The sequence below is a fragment of the Pseudomonas sp. c313 genome (genome assembly GCF_055407145.1).
On record NZ_JBUZRD010000017.1, the window covers coordinates 1 to 12,944 of the forward strand.

Annotated in this window: 7 protein-coding genes, 1 tRNA gene and 1 pseudogene; 3 read left to right on the forward strand and 6 right to left on the reverse strand. The window is 58.4% G+C overall.

Annotated elements, in window-relative coordinates:
• Positions 1 to 99 precede the first annotated feature (99 nt).
• Positions 100 to 552, forward strand: a pseudogene (locus ACZRKZ_RS25560) (amidase); the annotation flags it as partial.
• Positions 553 to 960: 408 nt separating this feature from the next.
• Positions 961 to 2,340: an NAD(P)-binding domain-containing protein gene (locus ACZRKZ_RS25565; RefSeq protein WP_463983094.1), complete on the forward strand. Its 1,380-nt coding sequence runs from the start codon at positions 961 to 963 to the stop codon at positions 2,338 to 2,340.
• 207 nt (positions 2,341 to 2,547) lie between these two features.
• On the opposite strand, the gene ACZRKZ_RS25570 is transcribed toward ACZRKZ_RS25565, so the two are convergent.
• The 5 genes from ACZRKZ_RS25570 to rpsU form a co-directional block, all read right to left on the reverse strand.
• Positions 2,548 to 2,624: transfer RNA gene (locus ACZRKZ_RS25570), tRNA-Ile, on the reverse strand.
• Between the two features lie 15 nt (positions 2,625 to 2,639).
• Entirely contained in the window at positions 2,640 to 6,383 is a 3,744-nt protein-coding gene (locus ACZRKZ_RS25575) for an EAL domain-containing protein (protein ID WP_463983095.1), read from the reverse strand.
• Positions 6,384 to 6,502: 119 nt separating this feature from the next.
• Positions 6,503 to 8,353, reverse strand: a complete 1,851-nt coding sequence (gene rpoD / locus ACZRKZ_RS25580; protein ID WP_463967884.1) for an RNA polymerase sigma factor RpoD — start codon at positions 8,351 to 8,353, stop codon at positions 6,503 to 6,505.
• 67 nt (positions 8,354 to 8,420) lie between these two features.
• Positions 8,421 to 10,382, reverse strand: a complete 1,962-nt coding sequence (gene dnaG / locus ACZRKZ_RS25585; protein WP_463983096.1) for a DNA primase — start codon at positions 10,380 to 10,382, stop codon at positions 8,421 to 8,423.
• Between the two features lie 457 nt (positions 10,383 to 10,839).
• Positions 10,840 to 11,055 (reverse strand): 30S ribosomal protein S21, encoded by a 216-nt coding sequence (gene rpsU, locus ACZRKZ_RS25590; RefSeq protein ID WP_002551877.1) that lies wholly within the window; start codon positions 11,053 to 11,055, stop codon positions 10,840 to 10,842.
• Between the two features lie 203 nt (positions 11,056 to 11,258).
• Here rpsU and tsaD point away from each other — a divergent pair, with 203 nt between their 5' ends.
• A complete protein-coding gene (tsaD, locus tag ACZRKZ_RS25595; RefSeq protein ID WP_463967886.1) occupies positions 11,259 to 12,284 on the forward strand; it encodes a tRNA (adenosine(37)-N6)-threonylcarbamoyltransferase complex transferase subunit TsaD in 1,026 nt (341 codons plus the stop codon).
• A gap of 33 nt (positions 12,285 to 12,317) precedes the next feature.
• Here the strand turns inward: tsaD and plsY are convergent, their stop codons facing one another.
• Positions 12,318 to 12,887 (reverse strand): glycerol-3-phosphate 1-O-acyltransferase PlsY, encoded by a 570-nt coding sequence (plsY, locus tag ACZRKZ_RS25600; protein ID WP_350614374.1) that lies wholly within the window; start codon positions 12,885 to 12,887, stop codon positions 12,318 to 12,320.
• Between the last annotated feature and the right edge of the window lie 57 nt (positions 12,888 to 12,944).

A 12,944-nucleotide genomic window follows, 5' to 3' on the forward strand; every position in this document is an offset into this window, starting at 1 on the left:
TCCCCACTCTTGTCGTTGCTATTAGTCATAAACATAACCGTTTGCCTATCCCTTATCGTAAGGGGGAAACGGTGTCCTGTCTTTCATGGGGCTCGTCCACCCACGGCGTTCGATGGAGTATTCGACGATCACCAACTGATCAACGATTGCGAGGGCGCTCGGTCATTGGCCAAGGAGTTTCAGGCCCATCCTGAATTGCTCAGTGATTCGACACTGGCCATGATCAACCGCGCGAAAGCTACGAGCTGGGAGCAGGAATCGGCAGCCAAGGCCCGCCTGGCACAACTGGCTCCGCAGCTCGCGCAGATCTGTCAGCCGTTTGATGCGATGTTGAGTGTTTCCTGCGGGACTCTGGCGCCGGTGGGGCTGGAGACCACGGGCCCTTCTGACTTCATCAAGTTCTGGGGCGCGTTTGGGTTGCCGCAGGTGAATCTGCCGGTGACGCGTGGGGAAGGGGAGTTGCCGGTGGGGTTACAGGTGATTGGGGCGTTCAGAGACGATGGGCAGTTGCTGATCACGGCGCAAGGCGTTGTTGATGCGTTGGTGAGCTGAGGGGCACGATGGGAATGCAGGCCTCTGTCTTATCCTTGTAATCATCGTATTTATCCCTTATAGCTAAAAAGCATTCATAACGAAAAGAGGCTAAATCAGCCCCCATGCATGAGAACACACGTATCTTTCGCTTTTCAGCCCCCCGTCCTGCGCCCCGCAGTGATGGGTATGGGCCTAACCAGAAATCCCCTCCGCTCACCGCTTTTCCTTCTGCGATTGCTCTGCTCTCGGGACGGTTTCAATACCAGCCAATTCTGCCACATGACGTCCTGGTGGCTCTTAAACGCAAGCGCTCGTTCCCTCCACCTGCAGCTTAACGCCTGAACTCTTTCTCCCGTTGCCTGCGGCTTTAGCCGTCTGGGGTTGGGTGTTTTATTTTTGCCGCGTTTAATCTGTTGAGGGACTCCTATGTCTATTCGTGTCGCTATTATCGGTGCCGGTCCTTCCGGCCTGGCGCAACTGCGCGCCTTTCAATCCGCACATGCCAAAGGCGCCCCCATGCCGGAAGTGGTTTGCTTCGAGAAGCAGGCCGACTGGGGCGGAATGTGGAACTACACCTGGCGCACCGGGCTAGATGAGCACGGCGAGCCGGTCCATGGGAGCATGTACCGTTACCTATGGTCCAACGGTCCGAAAGAATGCCTGGAGTTCGCCGATTACAGCTTCGATGAGCATTTCGGTCGACCGATTTCCTCTTACCCGCCCCGTGAGGTGCTTTGGGATTACATCCAGGGCCGGGTGAGCAAGGCCGGTGTGCGCGATTACATTCGCTTCAATACTGCGGTCAAGCACGTCAGCTTCGACAAGGCTACGCGGCAATTTACCGTCACCGCCCACGACTACAGCCTCCAGCAAAACGTGACACAGGTATTCGACTTTGTGGTCGTGGCCAGCGGACATTTCTCGACGCCAAACGTGCCTGCTTTCGAGGGCTTCGACCGTTTCTCGGGGCGAATCCTGCACGCCCACGATTTTCGCGAAGCAACGGAGCTCAAGGGCAAGGATCTGTTAATCGTGGGAAGCAGCTACTCTGCTGAAGACATAGGCTCGCAGTGCTACAAGTACGGCGCGCGCTCGATAACCAGCGCTTATCGCACGCAGCCGATGGGCTACAAGTGGCCAAAGAACTGGGAGGAACGTCCGCAACTGAGCAAGGTAGACGGCGACTTGGCGTATTTCGTCGACGGATCGAGCAAGCGGGTGGACGCGATTATTCTCTGCACAGGCTACAAGCACCACTTCCCCTTCCTGTCTGAGGAACTGACACTCCAGACGGCTAACCGTCTCTGGCCCACAGAGCTCTATCAAGGGGTGATATGGGAGGACAACCCGCAATTGATCTACCTCGGCATGCAGGACCTTTGGTACAGCTTCAACCTGTTCGATGCCCAGGCCTGGTTTGCCCGCGACTATATGCTCGGTCGTATTACCCTACCCGAACAGGCAGCCATGAAGGCCGACAGCGCTCGCTGGCGTGCCGAGGAAGAAAGCCTGGAGTCCACTGCCTCCATGTACGAATTTCAGGGCAGCTACATCAAACACCTGATTGGGCAGACCGACTATCCAAGCTTCGATATCGACGCAGTGAATCGGATTTTCCTCAAGTGGAAGGCTGACAAGAAGCACGACATCATGGGTTATCGCGACAAATCCTATCGTTCGGTGATCACCGGTACGGCTGCGGTCCCGCACCACACGCGCTGGTTGCAGGCGCTCGATGACTCGATGGGAGAGTACCTGCGCGAAACCGCAGGCAAAGGTGACGTTAATACACTACATCAGCGCTAGGCAGTCATCAGCCAGGCTAAGAGCTCCCTGAGGTCGCCGTGCAAGCCCGCCGCCATCCGCGGCCGTTGCGCCAAGTGTTTTTCAGAGTGTTGTGTTGCACCTTATCCCAAGCGAGGGGCGTCCTGAATTTGTACCTTTGGACTACGGGGCTGGTCTAGCATTTTTACGACGGATACGAAAAAGCCGCGCAATGCGCGGCTTTCAATTTGGTGGGCCCAGTAGGACTCGAACCTACGACCAAGGGATTATGAGTCCCCTGCTCTAACCAACTGAGCTATAGGCCCTCAGTAGGTCGCGGATTATAGCGATGGTTTCTCTGCTGTGCTATCCGAAAAATCCGAAAGGTTCATGCGAAGGAATGTGGCGGCGAATACGTCGGCGGGCAGGGGCAGGCTGACGATGTAGCCTTGCATCTGTTCGCAGCCTTCGGCGGCGAGGAAGGCTTGTTGGGCGGGGGTTTCTACGCCTTCGGCGATGATGGTGAATTGCATGCTGTGGCCCAGGGCGATGATGGCTCGGACTATGGCCACGTCGTGGGTGTCGTCGGGCAGGCCGCGGACGAAGGATTGATCGATCTTCAGGAAGTCCAGGGGCAGGCGTTTCAGGTAGCTGAGGGATGAATAGCCGGTGCCGAAGTCATCGATGGCCAGTTGCACGCCGAGGCGCTTGAGTTGATGCAATACCTCCAGGGCTTCTTCGGCCTGGCTCATGATGAAGTTTTCGGTGATTTCCAGTTGCAGGCAGCCCGGTTCCAGGCGGTTGTCCCGCAGCAGTTGTTCGATGCGTGCCAGTAGGTTGGGGTGACGCAGTTGGGCGCCAGCGAGGTTGACAGAAAGCGGGCCGAAGTCCTCGTAGGCCTCTTTCCAGGCGTGCATTTGCTGGCAGGCCTGTTCCAGTACCCAGTCGCCAATTTGCAGGATCATGCCGTTCTCTTCGGCCAGGGCAATGAAGTGCTCGGGCGGTACGTCGCCGAAGGTGGGGTGACGCCAGCGAAGCAGCGCTTCGGCGCCGATCAGTTGTTGAGTACTCAGGCTTAGCTGCGGCTGGTAGTAAAGGAACAATTCGTCCCGTTCGATTGCCCGACGCAGTTCGTGTTCCAGCGCCACTCGCTCGTTGGCCTGGGCGGTGAGGTCTCGGGTGTAGCTCTCGACCCGGTTGCGGCCCTTGGCCTTGGAGCGGTACATGGCGGCGTCGGCGTTTTTTACCAGGGTGGCGACGTCAATGCCGTCCTGGGGATAGAGGCTGGTGCCGATACTGGCGCTGATAAAGAACTCGTGTTCGCCGGCCTGGAATGGCGGGATGAAGCAGGCCAGCAGTTTATTGGCCAGGTGCTCGGCGTCGCTGGCTTGTTGCAGGCCTGGAAGCAGGATGATGAATTCGTCGCCGCCCAGGCGGGCGACGGTGTCGATGTCGCGCAACTGGTCCTTGAGGCGAATGGCGATGTCCTTGAGCAGCAGGTCGCCGATCGGATGGCCGAGGCTGTCGTTGATGTGCTTGAAGCGGTCGAGGTCGAGAAACAGTACGGCGCCCTGGCTGCCGGTTTCCTGTTGATTGTTGAGGGCGGCCTGCAGGCGACTTTCAAACAGCGTGCGGTTAGGCAGACCGGTCAGTGGGTCGTGATGGGCCTGATAGTCGAGCCGCGCCTGGGCGTGTTTGAGGCTGGAGATGTCGGCGAACACCGCAACAAAGTGGGTGATCAACTGGTCGCGGTTACGCACGGCACTGATGGTTAGCCAACTAGGATAAAGCTCGCCGTTCTTGCGGCGATTGGAAATCTCGCCCTGCCAGTGGCCGTGGGCGGTCAACTGGTGCCACATGGCTGCGTAGAAAGCGCTGTCATGCAGGCCTGAGGCAAGCAGGCGTGGGGTATGGCCCAGCGCTTCGGTTTCGCTGTAGCCGGTGATTTCGCTGAACGCACGGTTGACGGCGCTGATGTTTTGCCGGATATCGGTGATCAGTACGCCTTCGGCAGTGCTCTCGAAAACTGTCGCGGCCTGTTGCAGTTTTTCCTGCATTAGCTGACGTTCGGTGATGTCTCGGGCGATGGTCAGCATGCAGTCTTCGTCGCCGATGGGCAGCGGACGGCTGGATACTTCGCACAGGCGGACCTGGCCGTCATTGCGCCGGATGTGGCAAACGAAATCGAGGACCAGGCCGTCCCGTTGCAACAGTTCGAGCATGTGCTTGCGTTCGTTCAGGTCCACCCAGATGCCCAGGTCCAGCGTTGATTGATCCAGTGACATCGCGCGGTTGAAGCCAGTGATGCGGCTGAACCCTTCGTTGACTTCAAGCAGCAGGCCGTCCTGTAGGCGAGTCAGTAACAATCCGTCGGGTGACGCGTGGAAGGCTTTGGCGAATTTCTCCTCGGAGGTCTGCAGTTGCTGCTGGGTTTCCTTCAGTTGGGTGATATCGCGAACCACCACCACAATGGCTTCGGTAGTCTCTAGTTGAAAGGGTTCCGCAGAGATCAGTCCGGTAAATGCTTGGCCGTTGCTGCGCAAAAAGGGCATTTCCAGGTTGCGAATGCTGGCGGACTGCAGCTGTTTCAGCAGGTTGGGGCCGACGCCTTGAATGCCCCAGATATTCAGCTCGGTGGCGGTTTTGCCGACCACTTCTGCGGCGCTGAGACCGATTTGATCCTCAAAGGCTTTGTTGACCTCCAGCAAGCAGCCATCCGACAGCCGGGCAATGACCAGGATGTCTGGGCACTGCTGGAACACCGAGGCAAATTTTTGCTCCGAAAGCCGCAAGGCTTCCTCGGTGTGCTTGGCCTCGCTGATGTCGATCATCAAACCGCGCATCACTGGTTCATGACCATGCTCGATCAGGCTGACAATGTTCCGCACCCACAGGCAACGACCATCGGCAGTAATGACCCGGTAGTCAAGGCTATGGTCGCGATTGGCACGGGTTTCGCGGTAGCAGAAGGTTTCTGCACGGGTCAGGTCGGCGGGATGAATGATGGTGCGCCAGAAGCTGGGGGTCAGCCAGTTCGCTTGGGGATAGCCCAGCAGCTCTTCGGCATGGGGCGACACATAGCTGTAGGTGAAATCGTTGATGTCGGCTTCCCAAGCGATGGCGGAGAGGCTTTCTACCAGGCCACGGTAATGGTATTCGCTGCTGCGCAGCTCTTGCTCCAGGGCCACCCTGCGCGAAATTTCCGAACTGAGCCGGCGGTTGATCCGAATGACAATGGCCAGCACGGTGCTTAATAGTAGTACGGCGGGCAGTCCATACAGCAGCAGATCGGTCCAGAAGGCTCGATGATCGATGACGTTACCGACCCAGTGTTGCTGGATGGCGTCAATTTCGTTCGGGCGGAGGTCGGCCAGGACTTTGTCCAGAATGCTGATCAGCACCTTGTTATCCTGCGGTACGCCCATCGCCAGTTGATAGCGATAGGGTGTCTCACCGCTCACATACAGGCCGTCGAGCTTGAGCTGACGCAGGCTCCAGACGCTGGAAGCCAGGTCGCCTACCACTGCGTCGACTTCATCGGTGGCCAGGGCCTGCAGCGTTGAGCTGACGTTGGGCATGGCTACCAGGTTGAGGTCGGGATGGTGGGTGCGCAGCAATTCGTGGGGCGCGTAGTTTTCCACAACGGCGATCTTCAGACCGTATAGGTCTTTGAGGGAGCGAGGTTGGGCGCCGCCTTCATGGGCGAGGATTACGATGGGGAAGTCGAGGTAGGGCCGGGTAAATGACAAAAAGCTCTGGCGTTCCGGGGTCGACATGATGCCCGGTAGCAGATCGAGCTGATTGTTCTTGGCTTGTTCCAGTACCGCACTCCAGTTTGCTGGCTCGATCAGTTTGATCTTGATCGCCAGGCGATCCTGGATCAGCCGTACATAGTCGGCGGCCAATCCCTGGTAGCGACCTTCTTCATCACGGTATTCAAACGGTGGCCACGATGCATCAACGCCCAGGCGTAACTCAGGGTGGTCCGCCAACCAGCCACGCTCTTGATCAGTGAGAGTCAACGCGCCAGCCGTTGCGGTCCAGGCCAGCAGCGACAGCAGTAGCACGGTCGGCAATCTGGGCATAACGATCTCGTTATGGCACGGGGAATGTTTCGAGTGTAGACGGGCATTTCGGGGGAGGGAGGCGGGCAGATTTAATCTGTAGAAAGCAAAACCCCCGGCCAAGGCCGGGGGTTTTGTAATCACTCGTCGAGGAAGGAGCGCAAATGCTCGCTTCTCGTCGGGTGGCGCAGCTTGCGCAGCGCCTTGGCTTCGATCTGGCGAATCCGCTCACGGGTCACGTCGAACTGTTTACCGACTTCCTCAAGGGTGTGGTCGGTATTCATGTCGATGCCGAAACGCATGCGCAGTACCTTGGCTTCACGGGCAGTGAGGCCGGACAGTACGTCGCGAGTCGCTTCTTTAAGGCTCTCAACAGTGGCGACATCGATTGGCGACTGCATGGTCGAGTCTTCGATGAAGTCACCCAGGTGGGAGTCTTCGTCATCACCGATCGGGGTTTCCATGGAGATCGGCTCTTTAGCAATCTTCAATACCTTGCGGATTTTATCCTCAGGCATTTCCATGCGTTCGCCCAGCTCTTCCGGGGTCGGTTCACGACCCATTTCCTGCAACATCTGCCGGGAAATACGGTTGAGCTTGTTGATGGTCTCGATCATGTGCACCGGAATACGGATGGTGCGGGCCTGGTCGGCGATCGAGCGAGTGATCGCCTGACGGATCCACCAGGTGGCATAAGTCGAGAACTTGTAGCCGCGACGGTATTCGAACTTGTCCACCGCTTTCATCAAACCGATGTTGCCTTCCTGAATCAGATCGAGGAATTGCAGGCCACGGTTGGTGTACTTCTTGGCGATGGAGATCACCAGACGCAAGTTCGCTTCAACCATCTCTTTCTTCGCGCGGCGGGCCTTGGCCTCACCGATCGACATGCGACGGTTGATGTCCTTGATCTCGGCAATCGTCAGACCGGTTTCGGTCTGCAGTGCGATCAGCTTATGCTGGCAACGAAGAATGTCGGCCTGGAAGCGACCAATAGCTTCAGCATATTTGCTTTTGCCCTTGGCCAGCGCATCGGTCCAGCTTTCGTCAACTTCGTTGCCCGGGAACTGGCGCAGGAAGTCGGTACGCGGCATGCGCGCATCACGGACACAGAGCTGCATGATGGCGCGCTCTTGTGCACGTAGACGCTCAAGGGCGCCACGAACCCGTGCAACCAGGCCTTCGAACTGCTTCGGCACCAGTTTGATCGGCATGAAGAGTTCAGCCAGGGCCAGCAGTTCGGCGGTTGCCTGCTTGCTGCCACGGCCGTGCTTCTTCAGGGCCTTGCGAGCCAGTTCCATCTGGTCGGAGACAGCGCCAAAGCGCTGTGCCGCAACGACCGGATCCGGACCGCTTTCGACTTCTTCGTCGTCGTCGGTGCTGGCTTCAGCTTCTTCTTCGTCGGTATCGTCGTCCGCTTTCGCGGTTTTCGGATCGACAGGCGGCGGAACTTCAGCCGCAGGTGGCGCAATGCCGTCGTCCGGGTCGATATAACCGCTCAGGACGTCGGACAGGCGGCCACCTTCGGTGGTGACGCGAGTGTACTCGGAGAGAATGTGGTCAACCGTGCCTGGGAAGTGCGCGATTGCGCCCATCACTTCACGAATGCCCTCTTCGATACGCTTGGCGATTTCAATTTCGCCTTCGCGTGTCAGCAGCTCTACCGTACCCATTTCGCGCATATACATGCGCACAGGGTCAGTCGTACGACCGATGTCGGTCTCGACCGCTGCCAACGCGGCAGCTGCTTCTTCAGCGGCTGCCTCGTCGGTATCGGAGTCGGCCAACATAAGGGCGTCCGCATCCGGAGCACTCTCGTGTACGGGGATCCCCATGTCATTAATCATGCGGATGATGTCTTCCACCTGCTCTGGATCTGAAATATCCTCAGGCAGGTGGTCGTTGACCTCTGCGTAAGTCAGATACTTCTGCTCACGACCCAGGGTGATCAACTCTTTGATACGAGACTGCTGTTGCGATTTTCCGGACATAACACCCTATCCACTGAAGGTCTTGGCGGGCAAAAAACAAGCCGAGGATTATACCCGAGCTATGACCTCACGCGCCAGCTGAGGTCGGGTTTGATGCGGAAACATTGCGACTTAAAAGGTCGCGCAGTTGATTTTTCTCTTCGGCAGTCAATTCACTCTGACGTGCTTTGCGAAGAAGTTGTTCCAAATTTCGCTCGCGTTGACGAGCTGACAAGCTAGTAATGGTGTCGAAAAACTGTTGTTCAAGGTTGTCGCCATCAATCAGCCATTCCTTTTCCGCCAATGCCTTGAGCAAGCGGCCCTGTTCGGTGCCGTGCCAGCGTGCAATCAACTGGAATGAGTTTAGCTTAGGATTCTTTTGTACCGCTTCGAGCAGTGCCACCAACAGTTGCGTATTGGTGTGGTCCTCGGCTGCGAAATGCCCAGCGTCTTCGACCTTTTGCGCCAGTTGCGGATAGTGCAAAAGGGTACGCAGGGCTGCCATCGTGGGCGGTTCTACAGCAGCTGGGACGCGTGGTGCGCGAGGTTCGTCACGACTACCACCACGCTTGCCGTTTTTATCCCAGGGTTTCTTGTCCCATTTCTTGCCGCCTACCCCCGGTTTCTTTGGCGTCCACTCCTGCTGGGGCGCGTACGCCTCCTGAGGCTGGTGGTAGTCGGCGAAATCTGGCATGGCGTCGTAATCGATACCGGGATCGTAGGCGGGCGGTGCGTCTTGAGGTGCGCTATGCACCAGCTGGCTGACCGCTTCGCCGCTCAAGCCGGTGATTTCCAGCAGTCGCTGTCGCATCAGGGTTCGCAGGTTTGCACCTGGAACCTTGTCGATCAGCGGCGCCGCAAGGGTGACCATATGGGCCTTGCCTTCGAGGGAGCGCGGATCGGACTCTTCGGTCAGTTGCTGGAAAAAATAATCGGCCAGCGGTTGTGCGTGTTGATTGATGCGTGCACGGAAGGCGTCGGTGCCTTCGGAGCGGACCAGGGTGTCCGGGTCTTCGCCTTCGGGCAGAAACAGAAAGCGCGCACGACGGCCGTCCTGCAGGCTCGGCAACGTTGCTTCAAGCGCGCGCCAGGCGGCGTTTCTGCCAGCCTTGTCGCCGTCGAAGCAAAACAGCACGTTGGGCACTACGCGGAACAGTCGCTTCAAATGCTCTTCGCTGGTGGCGGTGCCAAGAGTGGCTACCGCATTGCGCAGACCTTGCTGGGCCAGGGCGATAACGTCCATATAGCCTTCAACCACGATAATTTCATCGAGGTTGCGGTTGTTCTTGCGTGCTTCGAATAGGCCGTAGAGCTCTTGGCCCTTGTGAAATACCGGGGTTTCCGGTGAGTTCAGGTATTTGGGTTTGTCGTCCCCCAGTACCCGGCCGCCGAAGGCGATGATCCGGCCGCGACTGTCGCGGATCGGGAACATCACCCGATCACGGAAACGGTCATAGCGCTTGCCAGTCTCGGCATTTTCCACCAGCAGGCCGGCGTCGATCATGGCTTTCTGCTGCAGGGTGTCGCTGCTCAGGTGTTTGTACAGGTTGTCCCAGCCTGGCGGGGCGAAGCCGAGACCGAAGTCGCGGGCGATTTCCCCGGTCAGGCCGCGGCCCTTGAGGTAATCGACGGCCGCTTTGCGCTGCGGGTGGCTTTTCAGCGCCTGGCGGTAGAAATCGGCAGCGGCGGTGAGCAGTGGGTACAGCGGCGAATCAGTGGGTTGCCGTGGTTTATGTGGTCGGCCACTTTCTTCGCGGGGGATTTCCATGCCGGCGGCTTTCGCCAGTTCCTCGACCGCCTGGGGGAAGTCCAGGTTATCGTGGTCCATGATGAAGCCGAGGGCATTGCCGCCAGCGCCGCAGCCGAAGCAGTAGTAGAACTGCTTGTCGGGACTGACGCTGAACGATGGGGTCTTTTCTTTATGGAATGGGCAGCAGGCGGTGTAGTTCTTGCCGGCCTTTTTCATTTGCAGGCGCGAGCTGACAACATCGACGATGTCGGTGCGGTTCAGAAGGTCGTCAATAAAGCTCTGGGGAATGAGCCCGGCCATGGCGTTCTCGTCATCACTGCATGTCAATGAGGCCCCGAAGGGTGGTCGAAGTGTTCGAGGCGCGCGCGTCGTGCGGCTCGATCATCAATCGTCTGCTTGGGCTGTCAGGAAGTGTATCTGCCGAACATTCACTGACGTTAGTTCCAATCAGTCTTCGACGTTATTGAAAGTATTGCCCTGGAGTCCGGTCTCGGCCAATGGCGGGCCTCGGAAGCTCATCGGTGGGCACAGTCGACCTGTTGATCGCCTGTTTATAGAATGAGTGTGCTCGTCAGTAGCCTTGTTAGGCTCGTCAGAAGAGACGCGCACCGCTGGCAAAAGAGCCAGTCCTGACGTGTGAAGCAGTGTCTCGGTCGCGTGTGCGGCGTCGACGGTGAAGCATCAAGCGATATCCGCAAATGCCAACAGCCCGGCTGAGGGCCGGGCTTGGCAGAAGCTTGCTACGAACGTCTGTGTATTAGTACAGACGAACGGCGCGGCGCTGCTCGCGCTGAACTTTCTTGGCGTGACGCTTAACAGCGGCTGCTGCTTTACGCTTACGCTCAGAAGTTGGCTTCTCATAAAATTCGCGGCTACGAACTTCAGCCAGAACACCGGCTTTTTCGCAGGAGCGCTTGAAACGACGCAGAGCTACGTCGAAGGGTTCGTTCTCTTTTACTTTGACGGCTGGCATCCAGAGCTACCTTCTTTCATTACCGGGAATCAACGTTCTCGTCGCAAAAAATTCGCGGCTGAGGTCGTCGGTTTTTAAGGGTTGCGGATGTTAACCCCTCATTGCCCGGAATGCAAAGCCTCTGATCGAAAACCGCTAGTCGGGAGGGGGAGTGGCGACTATTATGCGCGCCTTCGAATTCAGCCTCTACAAGGCGCAAACCCATGCTAGTACTGGGATTAGAAACCTCCTGCGATGAGACCGGTGTCGCACTTTACGACAGTGAACGCGGGCTCTTGGCCGATGCGCTGTTCAGTCAGATCGACCTGCATCGCGCCTATGGCGGCGTGGTGCCGGAGCTGGCCAGCCGTGACCACGTCAAGCGCATGCTGCCGTTGATCCGCCAGGTGTTGGACGAGGCCGGCTGCGTGCCAGCCGAGATCGATGCCATTGCCTACACCGCTGGCCCCGGATTGGTTGGAGCCCTGCTGGTTGGGGCTTCTTGCGCCCAGGCGCTGGCTTTTGCCTGGGGCATTCCAGCCCTTGGTGTGCACCATATGGAGGGCCATTTACTGGCGCCCATGCTGGAAAAAACGCCGCCGCAGTTCCCGTTCGTCGCTTTGTTGGTTTCGGGCGGCCATACGCAGCTGGTTCAGGTCGACGGAATCGGCCAATACACGCTGTTGGGCGAGTCCCTGGACGACGCCGCCGGCGAAGCGTTCGACAAGACCGCGAAGATGATGGGGCTCAATTATCCGGGTGGCCCGGAAATCGCCCACCTCGCCGAGAAAGGCGTCGCTGGCCGCTACACCTTCCCGCGCCCGATGTGCGATCGCCCCGGTCTCATGTTCAGCTTCAGTGGCTTGAAAACCTCCGCGTTGAACACCTGGCAGCAGAGCGTCAGCGCCGGGGACGACAGTGAGCAAGCCCGTTGCGACATCTCGCTGGCGTTCCAGCAGGCGGTGGTGGAAACTTTGACCATCAAGTGCAAGCGCGCCCTGAAACAATCGGGCATGAAACGCCTGGTGATCGCAGGGGGCGTCAGCGCTAACAAGGCCTTGCGCACTTCGCTGGAAAAAATGCTCGGCGACATGAAGGGTGATGTGTTCTACGCCCGCCCTGAGTTCTGCACCGACAACGGCGCGATGATCGCCTATGCCGGTTGTCAGCGCCTGCAAGCCGGACAGCATGAAAGCCTGGCGATCAGCGTGCAGGCGCGCTGGCCCATGGAGCAGTTGTCGCCGCTGTAGTGGGAGAACGTGAGCGGGGTTCATCGGGCGTATTTAAAAATGCCGTTCGCGCCCGGCAAACAGGTCGCGTAAATTGCCCCGGTGGCGCCAGACGATCAGCAGCGTCAGCACGCTCATTGGCATCAGCGCTGCCGGTTCCTGCCAGGCCAGCAACGGTAAGGTCAGAGGTGTGGCGATCAATGCCGCCAGGGAGCTGGTACGGGTCAGGTAGAACGTCAGCAACCAGGCGCCGATAGCCAGCAACGCTGCTGGTGGGTAGATCCCCAGCAGCATACCGGCCGCCGTGGCGACACCCTTGCCACCGCGAAAGCGAAAGTACAGTGGGAGCAGATGACCAAGGACGGCGCAGACGCCTACCCAGGCTTGTTGTTGCAGGGAAAGACCGGCGAGATCGGCGATCAGTACTGGCAGGAGGCCTTTGCAGACATCACCGAGCAGCGTCAGGACGGCGAGTTTCTTGCCGGCCAGGCGTAACATGTTGGTGGCACCGGCATTGCCCGAGCCACTCATTCGCGGATCGGGATTTCCCGTCAGGCGGCTGAGCAAAATGGCAAAGGACAGAGAGCCAAGCAGGTAGGCGAGAGTCGCCAGTAACCAAAACATGCTAACTATTCCGGGCGAGGACGCCCTGATTCTAACGGGGCATTGCGCCCTTGTCGT

Excerpts from the sequence above, each read along its gene's own strand:
- ACZRKZ_RS25575 (WP_463983095.1), bottom strand. The coding sequence starts at position 6,383 with ATGCCCAGATTGCCGACCGTGCTACTGCTGTCGCTGCTGGCCTGGACC.
- rpsU (WP_002551877.1), bottom strand. The coding sequence starts at position 11,055 with ATGCCAGCCGTCAAAGTAAAAGAGAACGAACCCTTCGACGTAGCTCTG.
- tsaD (WP_463967886.1), top strand. The coding sequence starts at position 11,259 with ATGCTAGTACTGGGATTAGAAACCTCCTGCGATGAGACCGGTGTCGCA.
- rpoD (WP_463967884.1), bottom strand. The coding sequence starts at position 8,353 with ATGTCCGGAAAATCGCAACAGCAGTCTCGTATCAAAGAGTTGATCACC.
- plsY (WP_350614374.1), bottom strand. The coding sequence starts at position 12,887 with ATGTTTTGGTTACTGGCGACTCTCGCCTACCTGCTTGGCTCTCTGTCC.
- ACZRKZ_RS25565 (WP_463983094.1), top strand. The coding sequence starts at position 961 with ATGTCTATTCGTGTCGCTATTATCGGTGCCGGTCCTTCCGGCCTGGCG.
- dnaG (WP_463983096.1), bottom strand. The coding sequence starts at position 10,382 with ATGGCCGGGCTCATTCCCCAGAGCTTTATTGACGACCTTCTGAACCGC.